This is a genomic window from Ornithinimicrobium panacihumi, assembly GCF_052073805.1.
Lineage (GTDB): Bacteria > Actinomycetota > Actinomycetes > Actinomycetales > Dermatophilaceae > Ornithinicoccus > Ornithinicoccus panacihumi.
Genome location: NZ_JBQGWG010000016.1, coordinates 1 through 19,608, shown reverse-complemented (window position 1 = coordinate 19,608; position 19,608 = coordinate 1). Strand labels below are relative to the sequence as shown.

Sequence of the window (19,608 nt, the reverse complement as noted above, 5' to 3'; positions counted from 1 at the left end):
ATCGTCCACCCACTCCCCCGAGGAAGACCCGTGCGCGTCCACAACTTCTCTGCCGGCCCAGCCACCATGCCCCGCGACGTCCTGGAGCGTGCCCAGTCCGAGCTCACCGACTGGCGAGGTTCGGGGATGTCGGTGATGGAGATGTCCCACCGCTCCAAGGAGTTCGTCGGCATCGCCGCCGAGGCGGAGTCGCGCATGCGTTCCCTGCTCTCCGTGCCCGACGACTACGCGGTCCTGTTCCTGCAGGGAGGCGCGACCGGCCAGTTCGCCGCGGTGCCGCTCAACCTGTCCGCCGCGGGCGGCAGCGCCGCCTACGTCAACACCGGGGCGTGGAGCAAGAAGGCCATCTCCGAGGGCAAGAAGTACCTGGACGTCCAGGTGATCGCCGACGAGGCGGCCTCCAACTACTCGACCGTCCCGGCCGAGGGGAGCCTGGAGGTGCCGGAGGGCGCGGCATATCTCCACTACACCCTCAACGAGACCATCGGTGGCGTCGAGTTCCCCTACGTGCCGAGCACCGACGTGCCGCTCGTGACCGATGCCAGCTCCACGATCCTGTCCCGTCCGCTCGACGTGTCGAAGTTCGGCGTCATCTACGCCGGGGCGCAGAAGAACCTCGGCCCGTCCGGACTCGTGGTCGTCATCGTGCGCAAGGACCTGCTGGGCCAGGCTCGCCCCGAGGTGCCCAGCGCGCTGGACTGGAAGGCCATGGCCGAGGCGGACTCGATGCTCAACACTCCCCCGACCCTGGCGTGGTATCTCGTCGGCCTCGTCCTGGAGTGGGTCGAGCAGCAGGGTGGACTGACCGCGATGGCCGAGCGCAACAAGGCCAAGGCCGACCTGCTCTACGGCGCGATCGACGCCTCCGACTTCTACTCCAACCCGGTCGCCCCCGAGGCGCGGTCGTGGATGAACGTGCCCTTCCTGGTCCCGGACCCCGCCCTGGAGAAGCCCTTCGTGGCCCAGGCGGCGGAGGCCGGGCTGTCCGGCCTCGGCGGGCACCGCAGCGTGGGCGGGATGCGGGCGAGCATCTACAACGCCATGCCGCTCGAGGGCGTCCAGGCCCTCGTCGACTTCATGACCGACTTCGAGAAGCAGAACGGCTGACCCCCAGAGATGACCAACGGCACCTTCCCCATCCAGACCCTCAACGCGATCTCCCCGGTCGGCCTGCAGCGCCTGGATCGCGACATCTTCGACATCGGCACCGACATCGCCGATCCGCGCGGCATCCTCGTCCGCTCCGCCGACCTGCACTCGGTCGAGCTCCCCGAGAGCCTGTATGCCGTGGCCCGCGCCGGTGCGGGCACCAACAACATCCCCGTCGACAAGCTGGCGGCACGCGGTATCCCGGTCTTCAACACCCCGGGCGCCAACGCCAACGCCGTCAAGGAGCTCGTGATCGCGGGCATGCTGCTGGCGGCGCGCAATCTCTACCACGCCGCCGACTACACCCGTGACCTCGTGGCCGAGCAGGGCCTGTCCGGCACGGACCTCGACAAGCAGGTCGAGGCGGGCAAGAAGCAGTTCGCCGGCTTCGAGCTGCCCGGCAAGACCCTGGGCGTCATCGGCCTGGGCGCGATCGGTGTGCTGGTCGCCAACGCGGCCCAGTCCCTGGGGCTGAAGGTCCTGGGCTACGACCCGGCCGTGACCATCAAGAACGCCTGGCAGCTCTCCCCCAACGTCGAGCAGGTGAACAGCGTCGAGGAGCTCTTCTCCCGCTCCGACATGATCACCCTGCACGTGCCGCTGGTCGAGGGCACCAAGGGCCTGGTCAGCGCGGAGCGGATCGCGCTGATGCCCAAGGGTGCGGTCGTGCTCAACTTCGCCCGTGGCGGCGTGGTGGATGAGGAGGCCGTGATCGAGGCGCTGGAGTCTGGTCACCTGCACTCCTACGTCAACGACTTCCCGACCGAGGCCGGGGCCGTGCACCCGCGCGTCATCACGCTGCCGCACCTGGGCGCCTCCACCGGCGAGGCCGAGGACAACTGCGCGGTCATGGCCGTGGACCAGCTCTCCGACTACCTGCTCAACGGCAACATCCGCAACTCGGTCAACTTCCCCGAGGTGCAGATGGCCCGCACCCCCGGCACCACCCGTCTGGGCATCTTCAACGAGAACAAGCCCAACATGATCGGTCAGATCACGGCCGTGCTGGCCGAGGCCGGGCTCAACGTCGCGGAGTTCACCAACAAGGCCCGCGGCGACTTCGCCTACACCCTCGTCGACGTCGAGGGCGAGGTGCAGGACAGCCTCAAGGAGCAGATCCTGGCCATCGACGGCGTCGTCCGCGCCCGCAAGATCTGAGCATTCCTGCCCGTTCCGATCGAGCTGAGACCGGCCCCGCAGCCCGCTACGGGTTTGCTCGCTGTCAGGGAGCAAACCCGTAGGGCGTCTCAGGGGCATCCTCAGCGCCTCCCGCGCCTCCCTCTCCGCGCGCCGCTCTGCCGTCTCGGTCCCGTCCTCCACGACGGCCCCGTACGCACCGGCGTGCGCAAAGCGCACCTTCCTGCAGGTATGCGGCGAATCTCGCCGTTGTGCACGCCGGTACGTACAGGGGTGGAGCGCTCGGGTGGGGGTCGCGCGGGTGGGTGCCGCTCAGGAGCGGATGACGCTCAGCGGCAGCAGCTTCTTGCCGGTCGGGCCGATCTGGATCTCGGTGTCCATCTGGGGGCAGACGCCGCAGTCGAAGCAGGGCGTCCAACGGCAGTCCTCGACCTCGCGCTCGTCCAGGGCGTCCAGCCAGTCCTCCCAGAGCCACTCCTTGTCCAGGCCCGAGTCGATGTGGTCCCAGGGCAGCACCTCGTGCTCGCCGCGCTCGCGGGTGGTGTACCACTGCACGTCCACCGGTTCTCCGGCGAAGGCCTCCTCGGCGGCGGCCATCCAGCGCTCGTAGGAGAAGTGCTCGTTCCACCCGTCGAAGCGGCCACCAGCACGCCACACCTGCTCGACCACCGCACCCACCCGCCGGTCACCGCGGGACAGCAGCCCCTCCACGACGCCGGGCTGGCCGTCGTGGTAGCGGAAGCCGATCGCCGAGCCGTAGCGGCGGTCCGAGCGCACCGCCTCGCGCAGCTTGGCCAGGCGCGCGTCGGTCTCCTCCGGCCCCAGCTGGGCGGCCCACTGGAAGGGCGTGTGCGGCTTGGGGATGAAACCGCCGATCGACACGGTGCACCGGATGTCGCGACGACCGGAGACCTCGCGGCCGGTGTCGATGACCTTCTTGGCCAGGTCGGCGATCTCCAGCACGTCCTCGTCGGTCTCGGTCGGCAGTCCGCACATGAAGTAGAGCTTGACCTGCCGCCAGCCGGCCGCATACGCCGCGGAGACCGTCCGGATCAGGTCCTCCTCGGTGACCATCTTGTTGATGACCTTGCGCATCCGCTCCGAGCCGCCCTCGGGCGCGAAGGTCAGGCCCGAGCGTCGCCCGTTGCGGGTCAGCTCGTTGGCCAGGTCGATGTTGAAGGCGTCGACACGGGTGGAGGGCAGGGACAGCCCGGTCTGGGTGCCCTCGTAGCGGTCCGCCAGACCCTTGGCGATGTCGCCGATCTCGCTGTGGTCCGCCGACGAGAGCGACAGGAGGCCGACCTCGTCCAGCCCGGTCGCCTCCAGCCCCCGCTGGACCATCTCGCCGATCCCGGTGATCGAGCGCTCGCGCACGGGACGGGTGATCATCCCGGCCTGGCAGAAGCGGCAACCGCGGGTGCAGCCGCGGAAGATCTCCACCGACATCCGCTCGTGCACCGACTCGGTCACCGGCACCAGCGGCTGCTTGGGATAGGGCCAGGCGTCCAGGTCCATCACCGTGTGCTTGGCGACGCGCCAGGGCACCCCGTGCCGATTCGGCGCCACCCGCTGGATGCGTCCGTCGGGCAGGTAGCTGACGTCGTAGAACGCCGGCACGTAGACGCCACCGGTGCGGGCGAGCTCGAGCAGCAGGCCCTCGCGGCCGTCCGGGCGGCCCGCCTTCTTCCAGGCGTTGATGATCCGGCTGGTCATCAGCACCGCCTCCTCGCCGTCGCCGACGATGGCGGCGTCGATGAAGTCGGCGATCGGCTCGGGGTTGAAGCTGGCGTGCCCGCCGGCGATGACGATCGGGTCGTCCTCGCGACGGTCGCGGGCGTGCAGCGGCATCCCGGCCAGGTCGATGGCGGTGAGCATGTTGGTGTAGCCGAGCTCGGTCGAGAACGAGAGCCCCAGCACGTCGAAGTCGCCGACCGCGCGGTGGCCGTCGACGGTGAACTGCGGGATGCCGTGCTCCCGCATCAGCGCCTCCATGTCCGGCCAGACCGCGTAGGTGCGCTCGGCCAGGACGTCGGGCCGCTCGTTGAGGACCTCGTAGAGGATCATGACGCCCTGGTTGGGCAACCCGATCTCGTAGGCGTCGGGATACATCAGCGCCCAGCGCGCCGTCGACTCACCGCCGCAGTCCCAGTCCTTGACCTGGGAGTTGAGCTCGCCGCCGATGTACTGGACCGGCTTGCTCACCTGCTCCAGGAGCGGCTCGAGCGCGGGCAGGAGCGACTCACCGGGGGCGGCGCGGCGCATCGTGGGTGCTGCTGACATGCCTTCCAGGGTATGCGGTGAGCCCGCCCCGGGGAGAACTCTCCTCGGAGCGGGCCCACCTCGTGCTCAGGACGCTCCTATGGTCTGTCAATCGGTTGCCTGGGCGGATTGGTGCTCGAGGAGTCGGTAGATGTCTCGGGCGACGTAGCGCTTGAGGCAGCGTTTGATCTCGCGTGGGGTCTTGCCCTCGGTGGTGCGGCGGGTGACGTAGGCGCGGGTGTTCTCGTCATAGCGGACCCGGGACAGCACGATGGTGTGCAGGGCGCGGTTGAGCGCTCTGTCGCCGTAGCGGTTGAGTCGGTGACGGGTGGTGACCTGGCCACTGTTGGCAGGGATCGGGGCGACTCCGGCGAGCATCGCGAAGGCCGCCTCGGAGTGGATGCGGCCCGGGTGGGACCAGGCGCACAGCACGGTCGCGGCCACGATCGGTCCGACGCCGGGCTGGGCGAGCAGGTCGGGCCGCCAGGAGCGCACGATGGCCAGGATCGCCTTCTCGTGCTCGGCAGCTTCCTGGGTCAGGGCCTGGGCACGACGGGCCAGGGACCGCAGCGCGGTAACCGTGCTGAGGGTCTCGACGTCCCAGTCGGCACGGGTGCGCAGCCGTGAGGCGATGAGGATCATGGCGGGCAGCTTGTGGCCGCGGAACCGGTCGCGGATCTGCTCGGGTGCGGCGATGACCAGGCTGAACACCTGACGCTGAGCATCCGTAGATGCCTGCACCGCCGAGCGTCGCGCCGCCAGCAGCACCGACAGCGCCTGCCGGTCGCCACCGGCACGCGGGGTGCCCAACCGGGCTCGTGACAGTGCCTCCCGGGCAGCCCGGACCGCGTCCAACGGGTCCGACTTGGCACCGTTGCGCCGGTGCGCACGCTCGGGACGGTCCAGCTCGACAACGAGCTCCTCGCGGCTGGCCAGGTGGCGCGCCAGGCCGGCACCGTGACCGCCGGTCCCCTCGATCGCCCACGCTCGCAGGACCGCGTGCTCGTCGGCGAACTCGACCAGCCGGGCGTAACCGTCGGCGGTGGCCTCAACGGTGATCTCATCCAGCACCCCACCGGTGCCGGTCTCCACGACGGCGGCCGAGTGGGTGTGCACGTGGGTGTCGACGCCGATGATGACGTCGACGACCTCGCGCAGATCGGTCAGACTGGGCATTGCGTTCTCCTCCTTGCCGGAACGGGGACGTGGTTCCGGTCCGGGGCGGAGACTCGGCAGGACTGTGATGAGACACGTCCGGGCGCCGTCAACGCCAGGACGGTCAAGCTCCTGATCAGGCCAGCTGCTCCGACCGGGCCGGGGCCGGCGACCACGAGCGGACAAGTCCCGCGAAAGGCACGAAGCCAGTCAGTCGAAGGGTCACGCTCGTGATCACCAGACACAGCCCATCACCATCAGGCTGCGAAGGGAATCCTCACAGTCAGTCGACGTAGAACTTGTCGAGGTCGTCCTTGTACTTGCTGACGACGGTCTTGCGCTTGAGCTTCATGCTCGGCGTCAGGTCGCCATCCTCGACGGACAGGTCGTGGTCGAGGATGTGGAACTTCTTGACCTGCTCCCAGCGGTTGAGCTTGGCGTTGAGCTCGTCGACATAGCCCTGGACCATCTCCCGGCACTTGTCCGAGCCGACGATCTGGGCGTAGGAGTCGCCGGCCATGCCGTGCTTGGCGCCCCAGGCGGTGATCGCCTCGGGGTCGAGGGTGATCAGCGCGGAGACGAACTTGCGGCCGTCGCCCTCGACGATGAGCTGGCTGGCGTAGGGGCAGATGCCCTTGAACAGGGACTCGATGTGCGAGGGCGCGCCGTACTTGCCGCCGGAGGTCTTGAACAGGTCCTTCTTGCGGTCGGTGATCCGCACGTGGCCGGTCTGCTCGTCGATCTCGCCGATGTCACCGGTGTGCAGCCAGCCGTCCTCGGTCAGAGCCTCTCGGGTGGCCTCCTCGTTCTGGTGGTAGCCGGTCATGATGCCCGGGCCACGCAGCAGGATCTCGCCGTCCTCGCCGACCTTCACCTCGGTGCCCGGCAACGGCCAGCCCACCGAGCCGACCCGGTTGCCGGCCGGCCGGTTGACCATCGAGGCAGCGCTGGACTCGGTCAGCCCGTAGCCCTCGATGATGGTCAGGCCCATGGCGTGGAACCAGCGCTGCACGTCCGGGTTGAGGGCGGCCGAGCCGGAGATGAAGAAGCGCACGCGTCCGCCGAAGCGGTCCCGGATCTTGGACAGGACGAGCTTGTCGGCCAGCTTGTGCTTGACGGCCAGCAGCCCGCCGGGCTCGCCGTCGGAGGCGCGGATCTCGGCCGCGTCCTTGCCGACCTGGGCGGCCCAGTCGAAGAGCTTGGCCTTCACCCCGCCCTCGTCGTGCATCATCGTGGTGATCTTGCCGTAGGCCTTCTCGAAGATGCGCGGGGCGGCACCCATGAAGGTGGGCTTGATGATGCCGACGTTCTCCACGATCTTCTCCTGGCGGCCGTCCACGGCGGTGGGGAAGCCGATCTGGAGCGGCAGGGTGAGCAGCACCTTGCCGAAGACGTGGGCCAGCGGCAGCCAGAGGAACTGCAGGTCGTCCTGGCTCAGGATGCCGGTCGCGTCGACGGCGGCGGCCTCGTAGGTCCAGGCCGAGTGCGGCAGGCGGACGCCCTTGGGCCGACCGGTGGTGCCGGAGGTGTAGATGATCGTGGCCAGGCTGTCGGGGCCGGTCGCGTCGATACGGGCGTCCACGAGACCCGGCTCGGTCTGCAGCCGGGCACGGCCGCTCTCCTCGAGCTCGGCGTAGCTCATCACCCAGTCGCCGTCGCCCTCGCCGTCGATGACGACGACCTTGACGACATCACCCAGGGAGTCGCGGTAGTCGCGGAGCTTGGCCACCTGGTGCATGTCCTCGGCGATCACGACGCGGCTGCCGGAGTCGGACACGATGAACGCCACGTCGTCGGCCACGGTGGTCGGGTAGATGGTGGTGGTCGCGGCCCCGGCGCACATGACGGCCAGGTCGGACAGCACCCACTCCAGGCGGGTGGAGCTGGCCAGGGCCACCCGCTCCTCGACCTCGACGCCCAACTCGATCAGGCCGGCGGCCAGGGCGTAGGCCCGGTCGCGGGCCTGGGTCCAGGTCAGGGAGACCCACTCCTCGCCCTGGGGAGACCGGAAGGCCTCGGCCCCGGGAAGGGCCTGCACCCGTTCGCGGAACATGTGCCCTACCGAGGCAGCACGGTTCTCGATCAGGCTCAGGTCGACCTTCTCATCGGTCACGGAACGGGCCATGTCAACTCCTTCGTCGCACGCACGGGTAAGGGCAATCTTCGCAGACGAGGGGGCCGGCACCAACTACCTGTCGCCGCGTTGCGCCGCCGCCACCAGCCCGATGGCCAGCCAGCAGGCCATCATCGACGACCCGCCGTAGGAGAGGAAGGGCAGCGGCAGGCCCGTCACGGGCATCAGCCCGAGGTTCATCCCGACGTTCTCGAAGATCTGGAAGGCCAGCCAGCAGGCGACGCCGACGGCGACGAGCCGCCCGAACGGATCCTGGCTGTGCGACCCGATCAGCAGTGCTCGGACCACGAGGAAACCGAGCAGGAGGATGAGGCCGAGGGATCCCGCATATCCCAGCTCCTCCCCCGCCACCGAGAAGATGAAGTCGGTCTCCTGGAAGGGGATGAATCCGCCCTGGGTCTGGGGGCCCTGCCCCAGACCGGTGCCGTTCCACCCTCCGGAGCCGATGGCCAGGCGCACCTGGCGGGTCTGATAGCCGATCCCCTGCGGGTCCAGGGACGGGTCGCGGAAGGCCAGCAGCCGGTCGACCTGGTAGGGGTCCAGCAGCGGCACCCTGATCGCGGCGACCACTGCGGCGGCGGTGGCCACCAGCGCCGCCATGGTCCAGCGCCACGAGGCTCCCGAGGCCGCCACGACGCCGAGGGTGAGCATCCCCAGCACCAGCGCGCTGCCCAGGTCGGGCTGCAGGAGGATGAGCCCGACCGGGACCGCTGCCAGCACCCAGGCCAGCACGACGTCGCGCCACTGCGGCGGCCGGAAGGGGTCGCGCCCCTCGGCGAGGATCATCGCCAGCCCGATGACCAGCCCGATCTTGGCCAGCTCGGCCGGCTGCAGGGAGAAGCCGCCGGGCAGGAAGAGCCAGGACCGGGAGCCGTTGACGGTCTGGCCCGCGGGGGTCAGGACCAGCACCAGACCGGCCAGCCCGGCGACGTAGATCCAGGGCGCGACGGCCCGCAACCACCGCACCTCCACGGCGACCAGGGCCAGCGCCATGGTCAGCCCGATGGCGGTGTTGACCAGGTGCCGGACGGCGAGGGCAGACCCCACGGACTCCTTGGTGGCCGACCAGACGAGCACGGCCCCGACGATGGACAGGCCCAGCGCGGCGACGAACAGGCCCCAGTCGGTCGAGGCGTAGCGGGAGCGCAGCGAGCGCGTCGCGCCGTCCACGTCAGCCCAGCAGCTCCCTGGTGCGGTCGACGTCCTGGGCCATCTGCTCCAGGAGCGCCTCGATCGAGTCGAAGCGCACGTTGCCGCGGAGGCGGTGGACGAAGTCGACCCACACGGTCTCGCCGTAGAGGTCCAGGTCGGTGCGGTCCAGCACGTAGGCCTCCACCGTGCGCCGGACGACGTCGTCGAAGGTCGGGTTGGTCCCGACCGAGATCGCCGCCGGCAGCCGACGGTCGGGGTGGTCCTCGGCCAGCTCGGGACGCTCCAGCCAACCGGCGTAGACGCCGTCGGAGGGGATCAGCCCGTCGCTGTCGTGGGAGAGGTTGGCGGTGGGATAGCCCAGCTCACGGCCGCGGTGGTGCCCGTGGACGACCTCGCCGGAGACGCGGTGGGGGCGGTCGAGGATCTCGGTGGCCGACTCCATGTCCCCGCTGGCCAGCGCGTCCCGCAGCGCGGTCGAGGACCAGGTGCGACGACCCTCGTCGACCTCGCCGACGGTGTCCTGGACGACGACCTCGAAGCCGTGCTCGCGGCCGAGGTCGCGCATGGTCTCGATGTCGCCGCTGTTGTGCAGCCCGAAGCGGGAGTCCTTGCCCAGCACGACGACCTGCGAGCGCAACCCCTCCACGAAGGTCTCGACCACGAAGTCCTCCGGGGTCAGGAGGGCGTACTCCTTGGTGAACTCGATGACCACGACCCCGTCGAGGCCGGCCTCCTCCAGCAGCGCGAGCCGGTGCTCGAGCCCGGCGATCGCCTCGGGCGCCCGCTCGGGGTGGAGGACGGCGACCGGGTGCGGGTCGAAGGTCACCGCGACCGCGGCGAGGCTGCGCTCGGCGGCAAGGTCGGTAACGGTCTTCAGCACCGCCCGGTGGCCACGGTGGACGCCGTCGAAGTTGCCGAGGGTGGCGACGGTGGGGCCCAGCGTGTCGGGGACCTCGTCCAAGCTGTTCCAGCGGTGCACGGGCGTCACTCTACTTCTGCCCCGCGGGGGCGAGGACCACGTGGGGTCGGGCCTGGGCGCGGCTCTCGTCGAGCACGGCGACCAGGGTGCCGTCGGGGCCGAACGCCGCGACCGGCACGTCGCGGCCGGCCTCGGCGGAGTCGATCCGCTGCCCGTAGCCGAGGGCGCGGGCCTCCTCCTCGGTCAGCTCGCGGGTCGGCAGCGCGGCGCGGGCGGCGTCCGCCAGCCCCACGAGGTATGCGGCAGGGCCGGGTCCGTGCTCCGGGTCCAGCTGGTCCAGGCTCACCGCGCGGTCCAGGGTGAGGTCACCGACGCGGGTGCGACGCAGCGCGGTCAGGTGGCCACCCACCCCCAGCGCCGCGCCCAGGTCCCGCGCGAGCGCACGCACGTAGGTCCCGGAGGAGACCTCCACCTCGACGTCCAGGTCCAGGCAGCCCTCCGGCACGACCGCCCCGTCCGGCCCGGTCTGCCCCGCGGCACGGGTCGCGAGCACGTCGAAGCGGCCGACCGTGACCGGCCGCGCGGGCAGCTCGACGTCCTCGCCGGAGCGGACCCGGGCGTAGGAGCGCTTCCCGTCGACCTTGATGGCGCTCACGGCGCTGGGCACCTGCTGGATCTCGCCGGTGAGCCCCCCGACGGCCGCCGCCACCTGGGCCGCGGAGACCGCGCCGGCGTCGGCGCCGCCGGTGACCTCCCCCTCGGCGTCGTCGGTCAGGGTGCGCTGACCGAGGCGGACGGTCGCCGCATACCCCTTGTCGTGACCCACGAGGAAGGTGAGGAGCTTGGTCCCCTTGTTGACGCCGAGGACGAGGACGCCGGTGGCCATCGGGTCGAGGGTGCCGGCGTGGCCGACGCGACGGGTGCGGGTCAGCCGGCGGACGCGCCCGACGACGTCGTGGCTGGTCCAGCCGGCGGGCTTGTCGACGACGAGGAGCCCGTCGCCGACTGCGGGCCCCTCAGCGGCCATCGGTCGAGGCGTCGTCCATCTCGTCGGCGTCGGCGTCGGTCTCGTCCTCGTCGTCGTCGGTGCGGGGCTTCTTGTAGGGGTCCGCCTCACCGGCGTAGCCCGCGGCCGTGCGGGCGGCCGCGAGCTCCGCGTCGCGCCGGGCCACCTCGCGCAGCAGGTCGTCGAGGTGCTGGGCGTCCTCGGGCAGGGCGTCGAGGATGAACTCCAGGCTCGGGGTCAGGCGGATGCCCAGGCCCTTGCCGACGAAGGAGCGCAGGCGACCTCGGTACTCCTCCAGGATCTCCGCCGCGGTGGTGCGGTCCTCGTCGGTGCCCAGCACGGTGTAGAAGACGCTCGCGTGCTGGAGGTCACCGGTCACCCTGACGTCGGTGATGGTGACGAAGCCGACCCGCTCGTCCTTGACCACCTGGGAGAGCCCCTGGGTGACCAGCTGCTTGATGCGCTCGGCGATCCTGCGGGCGCGGGCCGGGTCGGCCATGGTGTCCTCCTGGGGCTCGGTGGGGTGGGGCCGGACCATCCTACGGAAGGCGCGTACCCTGGGAGGTATGGCGAGGTGCCTCCTGACCGGTCGCGTGGCGGTGCTGCCGCTGCTGGCCGTCGAGTGGGGTCTGGCCGCGCACGCCCGCGGGAGCATGAGTTGATTGAGCGTTCGTGTCCGGTTTGAGGCGCCGGATCAAACCACATCGGTACGGTCCTCGTGACACCTTCAGGAGGGTGCACGATGAGCAACGATGCCTCGATGCCGAGGATACGGCGACCGAAGAAGGTCCTGTCGCCCTCGGCGAAGTATGAGATCTGGCTGCGGCTGGTCCGTGGCGAGGCCACGATCGCCCAGGCCGCGACCGAGGCCGGGGTGGACCGGTCCACGATCATCCGGCTCCGGCAGGTCGCCAAGGACGGGCCATGACGGCGCTGGCCGCTTCCAAACCGGGCACGCCCGGCAAGAGCCAGCGCGATTTCGAGTTGGAGGAGGCCAACGCCGAGATCGCTCGGCTGGGCGAAGCGGTCAAGGAGCTGGCGGTGAAGCTGACGCTGGTCGAGGGAAAAGGGGGCTCGGTTTGACGCCCACCGCGCCTGTCCCGACCCGGGTCGAGGCCGGCGTCAAGGAAGCCCTGCTGGACTTAGTCCAGCACGCCACGGAACAGGGCTGGCCGGTGGAGAAGGCCTGCGCGGTGCTCGGCCTGGACGTGCGCCGGCGCGCCGCGGCTCCTACGAGGGCCTGTTCTGGGCCGCCCCGTCCACGGTGCGGCGGGTCCTGAACGACCATGACCTGCGGTTTCGTCACCCACCGCGGGCATCGCCAAGCCAGCGGCGCCCGTTCCCGGACTGGGCCTCCTACACCCCGAACTCCATCTGGATCTACGACACGACGCACTTCGTCGCCGCCGGCGTGGGCGCCCTGTTCATCGAGGACCTCGTCTCGCGCCGGTGGATCACCACGGTCGTCTCCGCCGAGGAGACCCACACCCAGGTCCGCCTCGCCTTCGAGCGGGCCCTGGACGTCGAGGGCCTGCTCGAGGTCGCGCTCGAGCGTGCCGAGGCCCTGGACCGGGACCTGGGCCTGGACGGTGAGGACGAGCTCACCCCGATCCTGCTGGCCGTCTCCGACAACGGCTCACAGATGATCTCGGCGCACACCCGCAAGTTCATGGCCATGGTCGCCATCGCCCAGCACTTCGGCCGCCCGGCCACCCCGACCGACCAGGCCTGGGTCGAGTCCCTCAACGGCACCGTCAAGCACGAGTGGCCGCACCTGACCAAGATCACCGACCCCGAAGAATCCACGACCCAGATCAAGTCGCCGTGAACAGCGTTCACGACCTCCTCGATCCGGCCGAAAGTAAAATCTTGGTAAAGTCACTTGCTGCCCCGTCTCTGCCGTGTAATCTCCCTGCCGAGGGGCTCGGTCGAGAACAAACTCGCCCGCAATCATCCCCTCGCGGAGAGGAAAATCATGAACATCAAGCGCAAGATCCTGTCCAGTGTCGCCGGCGCAGCGCTCGTCGCGGGGGCGGCCGTTCCGGCCCTCGCGGTTGTCGTCCCTGCCGGTGGGGGCACGTGGAGCTACGGCACCACGACGAACGGCACGATCGTCTACTCCAACTACTACCACCGTGACGTGACCCACCGGGGCAGCACCATCAACGCGTGGGGCGAGTACAGCTGCACCGACGCCACCAAGGGCAAGTGGGCCAACGACTCACAGCGTGCCAAGCCAGGGGCGGTGGACAGCTCATACTGGGCGAAGGCTCGTTGCTCAGGGTGAGTGTCTGACCGTCACCAGACGGGGTGGTCGAGGCCGACGGAACCGGCCTCGACCACCCCTATTATAAGCCCGTTGGAGGGGTCTCTTGCTAAGAACGACACTGCGACTATTGATGGTCGCGTCTTGGGTCATCGCCTTGCTCCTGGCCTACCAGGTCGTTGAAGCACGCAGCAATCTTGCCCCAATGCCGGCCCAGCAGCTGATCACAATCACGCAGTGGAGCGGTAAGGAGTCGGCGGCCGACCTACGGCGCGACATCGAAGAGGCCGCCAACGACGGAGGCTTCCAACTGGGTCAGCTGGTCCCAGACCCGGAAAACAGTCGCGTCGCCAGGACCCTCTACGTCGCGGGCCCCGGCATAGTGAAGCCGGGAACACCCGACAACTTCCTGGACTTCGGGGACGCGATGCACACCACCGTCCAACCCCTCACGGATCTGGGACTGCACAGTCCCGTCGGGAACTGGGTTGTCTTCGGAGATTCAGAGGACACGTTGATTGCCACACGCGTCCTTCATGAACACGGAGCAGAAACGCTCCCCCAGGCTCTGACAACTTCGCCCCAGCTGGGACAGCTGCCCCAAAGCGCTAAAACCATTATTGCCGCGTTTGTTCTGCTTCTCTTCGGGACCACTGCCGCGTTCGTGGTCACACGGACAAGACGCTACGCCATTGCCCGGATGCATGGTCGAAGACTGCTCTCGGGGTGGCGCCAAGAGGTAGTCCCGTTCTTCTACGCTTGGCTGGCCGGCGGCGTCGCAACCCTCATCGTCGGTGTGGCTCTGACGGTCGCGCGCTTCGATGGAGTCGGCTTGGGCCCTCTCGTCCTGCAGGCCCTCGCAATATCGACGGTGTTTCTTGTGGGCGTAGGAATGGCCTTCGTCCTCCTCCTCGCGGTCACGCATTCCATGCCACTGCTAGCAGCCCTCAAGGGAGATATACCTGGGCGTACCATCGTTCTTTCCTCCTACGTGCTCCGGAGTGCCGCCATCGCCCTAGCTCTCGGTCTCGGGGCGACAAGCGCGTCGCTCCTCGTCGATGGGCAGGCTCGCGCTGAGGCCGAACGGCCCCTACAGGAACTGCGAGGCGCAGCGGTCCTCACCCTCGGCAATGCCTTCACCGAGGAGGACCAGAATCTCCTGGGACGGACCGTGGAGGCCTGGCTGGCCGACCTGGATGCCGAAGGGAAAGTGCTGCTCGCCAAACAGGAGACGATCGGGGGCGGAGACTCCATGATCGCGCCTCACCCAACACTGTTGGTCAATGACAAGTATCTGGACGAGCAACATATCGGACTCCACGACGAGACAGTGCTGTCGCGCGAGGCCCTGAACCAAGACGTGACGGTCATGATTCCGCCGGAACTGTGGCCCAACAGGGAAGCGGTGGTAGCCGAAGCCAAGACGCTACTCGAACTCCGGACCCGCGACGCAGGACGTGACCTGTCGACCCGGACACTGGAGGCCAGGGCCTCCCAAGTCGTTGCCACATACTCAAGCCCATCCGAGGTAGCCGGCGCCCCCCTCCAGCAAGACCAACAGGCCTTCCTGCGCGACGCGATCATCATCGTGATGCCCCCGAACACATATGAGGGGTACGTCTCGGCCGTGAGCGCAGGGGAGCTGATCGTGCTCGATCCGGACGTTGTACGTGCACAGGTGCAACAAGATGCACAACTCCAGCGCTTCGTCCTCAGCGTCACGCCAGCAACGGCAAAAGCCGACCTGATAGCTTCGGAGAAGCAGTCCGAGTTTAGAAGCGCCTCGTTCGCTGCCGCGATCTCCTACCTCGTTCTTCTCCTCGCTGGTATCGCCGTTGCAGGAGGCTACGCGAAACAGTTTGCGACACGCATTTTTGTTCAGCACCTGAACGGCTGGAGGATATCGAAAACGTACAGAGCCCTCATCGTCGTCGAGGCCCTGCTCTTGTCTTTCATCCTCGCGTGGGCGCCTTTCAGGGTGGCGCAAGAGCGAAGTGAACTTGCGCAGCTGCAAGAGATATCTCCCCTTCCAGGGGGCCTTCCAACGTTGGGCGTGCTCGATATTGTCCCAGTGTCGCTCGTCGCGCTCTTGGCAACGGGTGGGTTCGGGATCGCCCTGCTGCTGGCGCACCGCTGGATCATCCGCAACGGAATAAGTGAGGCATGACGATGGGTTTGGAAGTTTCTTCACTGCGTATGAGTTTCGGAGAAAGACTTCTTTGGGACGACGTAAACCTGCGGGCAGAGCCTGGAACCATGACAGCCCTCGTCGGGGCCAGTGGCTCAGGCAAATCCACCCTCCTGAACTGCATAGGGATGTTGACCGAGCCCGACCATGGCAGCGTCCACTTCGATGGGAGGAGTCTCTTGGACCTTACCTACGGGCAGCGTCAACGATTCAGAAGAGACGTGCTGGGCTACTTGTTTCAGAACTACGCACTGATCGAAGATGCGAGCGTGAAAGAGAACCTATCCGTCGCAATGCGTGGACGCGGCCGAACCGACACGCAAGCGATGGAAAGCGCACTAGACACGGTCGGCCTATCGGGTCGACTGCAGGCGAAGGTCGCGACCTTGTCCGGCGGCGAACAGCAACGCGTCGCGCTCGCACGGCTCCTGGTGAAGTCGGCCAAACTAATCCTGGCAGACGAACCAACGGGAGCGCTGGATCTCGCGAATGCGCACGGCGTGCTTCGACAGCTCAGGGGAATGGCCGAGCAGGGCGCGACAATCGTCATAGCCACCCACGACCCCGAGGTCAGAGAGGCATGCGATCAGGTGCTTGATCTCAGTATGACCAAGACATCGGTGCAGGGGATTGCGTGAGCGGGTATGACGCGCAACACCTTTCCGAGACGGAGGGAGTCATCGGTGGCTCTTCTTGGGCCGGCCTCGACCGGCGGGTGGGAATTGGGCCCGCTCGCGGTCGGACCACGCCCGCAGCGGACACGGGGTCTGCTTCCAGGACGGATCACCTCGCTGGTAAACGGGACGAGTTGACACGGGTGTGAGGCGCTGCGTGGCGACGCAGGATCCGTGAGACGGGACTGTTGGAGGGCTGGTTGACACCTGATCTGTGGGGACGTGGAGTCCCTGCTGGAAGGATGTTGCTATGCCTGCACCCCACCCCAAGGAGTTCCGTGACGATGTCGTCGCGGTGGCCCGTCGCGGCGATGCTCCGATCGCGCAGACCGCGAAAGACTTCGGGATCTCGGAGTCCTGCCCGCGGAACTGGTTGCGCCAGGCCGACGTCGAGGACGGCACCCGTCCTGGCGTGACGAGGGCTGAGTCCGAGGAGCTCCGCGAGCTCAAGCGGCGAAACCGGTTGCTGGAGCAGGAGAACGAGGTGCTGCGTCGAGCAGCGGCGTACCTGTCCCAGGCGAACCTGAAGCTGGGCCAGTCCCCAAAATGACGTACCCGCTTGTCCGTGACCTTGCCGCCGACGGGATCCCCGTCACGGTGACCTGCCGGGTGCTGCAGTTCTCCACGCAGGCGTTCTACGCCTGGTGCGCCAACCCGGTCAGCGGCCGGGACCTCGTCGACACCTACGCGATGAACGCTGCTCTGCAGATCCACGCCGAGGACCGCGGGTTCGGGTACCGCTTCATCCCTGACGAGCTCGCCGACGCCGGACACGTCCTCTCCGAGCGGCGGGTGAACCGCCCCGGGTTCAGTGGAGAGTCGTGTGTGCTTCGGCGGCGGTTGCCGTCGAAGGGTTGCGGGCAGCGTAGTAGGCGTTCTCGTACGCTGCGGGTGCGAGGTAGTCGCACCAGGAGTGCGGGCGGGTCGTGTTGTACCAGTCGACCCACCGCAGGACCTCGAGCTCGACGTGCTCGAGCGTCTTCCACGGGCCTTGGCGGCGGATGAGCTCGGTCTTGAACACGCGGTTCAGCGCTTCGGCGGCGGCATTATCGTAGGAGTCGCCCTTGGACCCGACCGAGGCAACGATCCCGAGCTCCTCCAGGCGCTCGGTGTAGCGGATGGCTCGATATTGACCGGGTTCAACCAGTCGATGCAACACCGGCTTGTGGGAGCAACAGTAGATGCTCGTTGAACGCTTCTGCTGGCGTTTTCCACCCGAGTGTCTTCCGTGGTCTCGTGTTAAGGGCGTGAGCGACGGCTTCGATCTCTTCGGCCGACCAGCGGGACAGGTCAGTGCCCTTCGGGAAGTACTGACGCAGCAGGCCGTTGGTGTTCTCGTTCGTTCCGCGCTGCCACGGTGACTGCGGGTCGGCGAAGAAGACCGGGATCCCGGTCTCGACACTGAACTTTGCGTGCGCTGACATCTCCTTGCCCCGGTCCCACGTCAGGGACCGGGCCAGTTGGGTGGGCAGCGTTGACATGGTGCTCGCCAACGCGTTCTTCATCGTGATCGCGCCATAGCCAGCCAGTGCTGGGCCATTCTTCGGTGTCTCCTTGTGCCGGTAGCCCTCCCCCTGTGCGTCAGGATGGGGTGAGACACCAGCACTGTTGACCTTCGCACTGCACGGGGCGAGATTTGGACGATTTCTGAGATGACGATGACGACTGCTGATGTCGGCACCGATGATGGGGTCATGTCCCCTCGTGCTGACCAGCCGAAGCGGCGGAGGTTCACCGCCGAGTTCAAGGCCGCGATCTTGGCCGAGTACGAAGCGGCCGACCGCGGTGAGCGGGGTGCGATCCTGCGCCGGGAGGGTCTGTACAGCTCGCACATCATCGAGTGGCGCAAGGCTGCCGCCGCGGGTGCGCAGGCCGGGCTGGCCGGCCCGCCGCCAGACCGGCGGGACAAGGAGCTGCAGGCGCTGCGGGCGCGGGCGGAGAAGGCCGAGGCTGAGCTGGCCCGCACCAAGGCCGCGCTGGACCTGATGGGAAAAGCACACGCGCTCTTGGAGACGCTCTCCGAGAGCGCGGACAGGCCGCCGCGGTCGCGGCGGTGATCAACCCGGCCGTGGACGAGGTGGCCGAGCACGTGAGCTTGTCAAGATGTTTGTGTAAGTGATGTGGGTCACATTGGGTTAGAGGTAGGCGTTTACGCGGTCGGGGTAGACGAGGGCGAGCTCGCCGAGGGCGGCTTTCCAGCCGGTGACGGTGGCGCCTTCGACCAGGCGGGGCACGGACTTTCGGTCTTTGCCTTTGCCGGCCTGCTTGGCTCGTTCGCGGGCTCGTTTGTCCTCGATGTTCATGATCGCCAGCCAGAGCAGCTTGATCACGGCTTCGTCGCTGGGGAAGTGGCCGCGGTTCTTGATGATCTTGCGCAGCTGGTAGTTCAGCGACTCGATGGAGTTGGTGGTGTAGATGACCTTGCGCAGCGCGGGCCCGAACGCCAGGAACGGGGTGAACCGGTCCCAGGCGTTCTCCCAGGTCGCGACCGCGGCCGGGTACTTCTTGCCCAGGTTGGAGTCGGCGAAGGTGGTCAGCGCCATCAGCGCGGCGTCCTCGTCGGGGGCGGTGTAGATCGGGCGCAGCATCGCCGCGACGGCCTTGCGGTCGGTGTAGGACACGAACCGCATCGAGGCCCGGATCAGGTGCACCACGCAGGTCTGCACCATCGCGTGCGGCCAGGTCGCCTCGATGGCCTCGGCCAGGCCGGCCAGCCCGTCGCAGCAGACGATGAGCACGTCCTTGACGCCGCGGTTGGCCAGCTGGGCGCACACGCCGGCCCAGAACTTCGCGCCCTCGGTGGCCTGGACCCAGATACCCAGGACGTGCTTGATGCCGTCCATGTCGACACCGACGGCGATGTGCGCCGAGCGGTTGGTCACGTGCGCGCCGTCGCGGACCTTGACCACCAGGGCGTCGAGGTAGATCACCGGGTAGAACGCCTCCAGCGGGCGGGACTGCCAGGCCTTGACCTCCTCGAGCACGGCGTCGGTGACGTTGCTGATCGTCTCGTGGGACAGCTCGGTGCCCAGCGTCGCGGCCAGATGATGCTGGATGTCGCGCACCGTCATCCCGCCGGCGTACAGAGAGATGATCATGTCCTCCAGCCCGCCCAGGCGGCGGGCGCCCTTGGGCACCAGCGCCGAGGAGAACGTGGAGTTGCGGTCCCGGGGCTGGTCCAGGGCGATGTCGCCGACCTCGGTGCTCACCGTCTTGGGGGTGGTGCCGTTGCGGGAGTTCCCCGAACGTCGGCCGGCCGCGTCGCCCTTGGCGTACCCGAGGTGGTCGGTCAGCTCGGCTCCCATGCCGCGCTCCAGGACGGTCTTGATCATCTCGGGCAGGAAGCCACCGGCCCCGGTCAGGGACACCCCGCGCTCACCGGTCGCCGCGAGCAGCTTGTCGACCAGCTCGTCGTCGAAGAACTCCTCACGCAGCCGGGCAGCCTCGGCCCGCTGGTCCACCTCGACCTGGTCCAGGTCCTCGGCCCTCATCTCGTCGTGCGTCATGCTCACAATCAATCTCCTTCTCGGTCGGAGACCCGGCACTTACACAGACCATCTGACACCTCC

The 19,608-nt window shown here is 68.2% G+C and carries 18 protein-coding genes and 2 pseudogenes; 10 read left to right on the top strand and 10 right to left on the bottom strand.

All coding sequences use genetic code 11. The features are described from left to right. Nucleotides 1-30: 30 nt before the first annotated feature. Entirely contained in the window at nt 31-1,107 is a 1,077-nt protein-coding gene (gene serC / locus ACTMMA_RS13490; RefSeq protein ID WP_441190648.1) for a 3-phosphoserine/phosphohydroxythreonine transaminase, read from the top strand. 9 nt (nt 1,108-1,116) lie between these two features. Beyond that, the gene (locus ACTMMA_RS13485; protein WP_441190647.1) at nt 1,117-2,307 is read left to right on the top strand and encodes a phosphoglycerate dehydrogenase; all 1,191 of its coding nucleotides are present in this window, start codon (nt 1,117-1,119) and stop codon (nt 2,305-2,307) included. A 291-nt stretch (nt 2,308-2,598) separates the two neighbouring features. On the opposite strand, the gene ACTMMA_RS13480 is transcribed toward ACTMMA_RS13485, so the two are convergent. The 7 genes from ACTMMA_RS13480 to rbfA all read right to left on the bottom strand — a co-directional run bounded on the left by ACTMMA_RS13480 (nt 2,599) and on the right by rbfA (nt 11,410). Next, nucleotides 2,599-4,566 (bottom strand): TIGR03960 family B12-binding radical SAM protein, encoded by a 1,968-nt coding sequence (locus ACTMMA_RS13480; RefSeq protein WP_441190646.1) that lies wholly within the window; start codon nt 4,564-4,566, stop codon nt 2,599-2,601. An 87-nt stretch (nt 4,567-4,653) separates the two neighbouring features. After that, entirely contained in the window at nt 4,654-5,721 is a 1,068-nt protein-coding gene (locus ACTMMA_RS13475) for an IS110 family RNA-guided transposase (RefSeq protein ID WP_441190645.1), read from the bottom strand. 262 nt (nt 5,722-5,983) lie between these two features. Then, nucleotides 5,984-7,825 (bottom strand): AMP-dependent synthetase/ligase, encoded by a 1,842-nt coding sequence (locus ACTMMA_RS13470; RefSeq protein WP_441190644.1) that lies wholly within the window; start codon nt 7,823-7,825, stop codon nt 5,984-5,986. 63 nt (nt 7,826-7,888) lie between these two features. Further along, entirely contained in the window at nt 7,889-9,004 is a 1,116-nt protein-coding gene (gene rodA / locus ACTMMA_RS13465; protein WP_441190643.1) for a rod shape-determining protein RodA, read from the bottom strand. 1 nt (nt 9,005) lies between these two features. Then, nucleotides 9,006-9,965 (bottom strand): bifunctional riboflavin kinase/FAD synthetase, encoded by a 960-nt coding sequence (locus ACTMMA_RS13460; protein ID WP_441190642.1) that lies wholly within the window; start codon nt 9,963-9,965, stop codon nt 9,006-9,008. Between the two features lie 10 nt (nt 9,966-9,975). After that, entirely contained in the window at nt 9,976-10,932 is a 957-nt protein-coding gene (gene truB / locus ACTMMA_RS13455) for a tRNA pseudouridine(55) synthase TruB (protein ID WP_441190641.1), read from the bottom strand. After that, nucleotides 10,922-11,410, bottom strand: a complete 489-nt coding sequence (gene rbfA / locus ACTMMA_RS13450) for a 30S ribosome-binding factor RbfA (protein ID WP_441190640.1) — start codon at nt 11,408-11,410, stop codon at nt 10,922-10,924. Before rbfA ends, truB begins: the two co-directional genes overlap by 11 nt. 243 nt (nt 11,411-11,653) lie before the next feature. On the opposite strand from rbfA, the gene ACTMMA_RS13445 reads away from it, so the two are divergent. From ACTMMA_RS13445 to ACTMMA_RS13415, 7 genes and pseudogenes are all read left to right on the top strand, one after another. After that, complete coding sequence (locus ACTMMA_RS13445) at nt 11,654-11,839, top strand: hypothetical protein (RefSeq protein WP_441190639.1); 186 nt, start codon at nt 11,654-11,656, stop codon at nt 11,837-11,839. Then, nucleotides 11,836-11,994, top strand: coding sequence for a hypothetical protein (locus tag ACTMMA_RS13440; protein ID WP_441190638.1), 159 nt, complete (start codon nt 11,836-11,838; stop codon nt 11,992-11,994). The genes ACTMMA_RS13445 and ACTMMA_RS13440 overlap by 4 nt, the downstream gene beginning before the upstream one ends. 181 nt (nt 11,995-12,175) lie before the next feature. Next, nucleotides 12,176-12,739 carry a hypothetical protein gene (locus tag ACTMMA_RS13435; RefSeq protein WP_441190637.1) on the top strand — a complete coding sequence of 188 codons (564 nt, stop codon included), beginning with the start codon at nt 12,176-12,178 and terminating at the stop codon, nt 12,737-12,739. A 147-nt stretch (nt 12,740-12,886) separates the two neighbouring features. Continuing rightward, nucleotides 12,887-13,198 carry a lactococcin 972 family bacteriocin gene (locus ACTMMA_RS13430; protein ID WP_441190636.1) on the top strand — a complete coding sequence of 104 codons (312 nt, stop codon included), beginning with the start codon at nt 12,887-12,889 and terminating at the stop codon, nt 13,196-13,198. 184 nt (nt 13,199-13,382) lie between these two features. Continuing rightward, nucleotides 13,383-15,344 carry a bacteriocin-associated integral membrane family protein gene (locus tag ACTMMA_RS13425; RefSeq protein WP_441190635.1) on the top strand — a complete coding sequence of 654 codons (1,962 nt, stop codon included), beginning with the start codon at nt 13,383-13,385 and terminating at the stop codon, nt 15,342-15,344. Next, the gene (locus ACTMMA_RS13420) at nt 15,341-16,003 is read left to right on the top strand and encodes an ATP-binding cassette domain-containing protein (protein WP_441190634.1); all 663 of its coding nucleotides are present in this window, start codon (nt 15,341-15,343) and stop codon (nt 16,001-16,003) included. Before ACTMMA_RS13425 ends, ACTMMA_RS13420 begins: the two co-directional genes overlap by 4 nt. 286 nt (nt 16,004-16,289) lie before the next feature. Next, nucleotides 16,290-16,840: pseudogene (locus tag ACTMMA_RS13415) on the top strand (transposase); the annotation flags it as partial. 7 nt (nt 16,841-16,847) lie between these two features. Here ACTMMA_RS13415 and ACTMMA_RS13410 read toward each other — a convergent pair. After that, nucleotides 16,848-17,198, bottom strand: a complete 351-nt coding sequence (locus tag ACTMMA_RS13410; RefSeq protein WP_441190633.1) for an integrase core domain-containing protein — start codon at nt 17,196-17,198, stop codon at nt 16,848-16,850. Further along, a pseudogene (locus ACTMMA_RS13405) lies at nt 17,179-17,598 on the bottom strand (IS30 family transposase); the annotation flags it as partial. The pseudogene ACTMMA_RS13405 and the gene ACTMMA_RS13410, both read right to left, overlap by 20 nt. A 135-nt stretch (nt 17,599-17,733) precedes the next feature. Here ACTMMA_RS13405 and ACTMMA_RS13400 point away from each other — a divergent pair. Continuing rightward, nucleotides 17,734-18,096, top strand: coding sequence for a transposase (locus ACTMMA_RS13400; RefSeq protein ID WP_441190632.1), 363 nt, complete (start codon nt 17,734-17,736; stop codon nt 18,094-18,096). Nucleotides 18,097-18,174: 78 nt separating this feature from the next. On the opposite strand, the gene ACTMMA_RS13395 is transcribed toward ACTMMA_RS13400, so the two are convergent. After that, nucleotides 18,175-19,530 carry an IS256 family transposase gene (locus tag ACTMMA_RS13395; protein ID WP_441189501.1) on the bottom strand — a complete coding sequence of 452 codons (1,356 nt, stop codon included), beginning with the start codon at nt 19,528-19,530 and terminating at the stop codon, nt 18,175-18,177. Nucleotides 19,531-19,608 lie beyond the last annotated feature (78 nt).

Excerpts from the sequence above, each read along its gene's own strand:
- rbfA (WP_441190640.1), bottom strand. The coding sequence starts at position 11,410 with ATGGCCGACCCGGCCCGCGCCCGCAGGATCGCCGAGCGCATCAAGCAG.
- ACTMMA_RS13440 (WP_441190638.1), top strand. The coding sequence starts at position 11,836 with ATGACGGCGCTGGCCGCTTCCAAACCGGGCACGCCCGGCAAGAGCCAG.
- ACTMMA_RS13400 (WP_441190632.1), top strand. The coding sequence starts at position 17,734 with ATGTCCCCTCGTGCTGACCAGCCGAAGCGGCGGAGGTTCACCGCCGAG.
- ACTMMA_RS13430 (WP_441190636.1), top strand. The coding sequence starts at position 12,887 with ATGAACATCAAGCGCAAGATCCTGTCCAGTGTCGCCGGCGCAGCGCTC.
- ACTMMA_RS13395 (WP_441189501.1), bottom strand. The coding sequence starts at position 19,530 with ATGAGGGCCGAGGACCTGGACCAGGTCGAGGTGGACCAGCGGGCCGAG.
- ACTMMA_RS13485 (WP_441190647.1), top strand. The coding sequence starts at position 1,117 with ATGACCAACGGCACCTTCCCCATCCAGACCCTCAACGCGATCTCCCCG.
- ACTMMA_RS13425 (WP_441190635.1), top strand. The coding sequence starts at position 13,383 with ATGCCGGCCCAGCAGCTGATCACAATCACGCAGTGGAGCGGTAAGGAG.
- ACTMMA_RS13470 (WP_441190644.1), bottom strand. The coding sequence starts at position 7,825 with ATGGCCCGTTCCGTGACCGATGAGAAGGTCGACCTGAGCCTGATCGAG.
- ACTMMA_RS13475 (WP_441190645.1), bottom strand. The coding sequence starts at position 5,721 with ATGCCCAGTCTGACCGATCTGCGCGAGGTCGTCGACGTCATCATCGGC.
- ACTMMA_RS13420 (WP_441190634.1), top strand. The coding sequence starts at position 15,341 with ATGACGATGGGTTTGGAAGTTTCTTCACTGCGTATGAGTTTCGGAGAA.
- truB (WP_441190641.1), bottom strand. The coding sequence starts at position 10,932 with ATGGCCGCTGAGGGGCCCGCAGTCGGCGACGGGCTCCTCGTCGTCGAC.
- ACTMMA_RS13445 (WP_441190639.1), top strand. The coding sequence starts at position 11,654 with ATGAGCAACGATGCCTCGATGCCGAGGATACGGCGACCGAAGAAGGTC.
- ACTMMA_RS13480 (WP_441190646.1), bottom strand. The coding sequence starts at position 4,566 with ATGTCAGCAGCACCCACGATGCGCCGCGCCGCCCCCGGTGAGTCGCTC.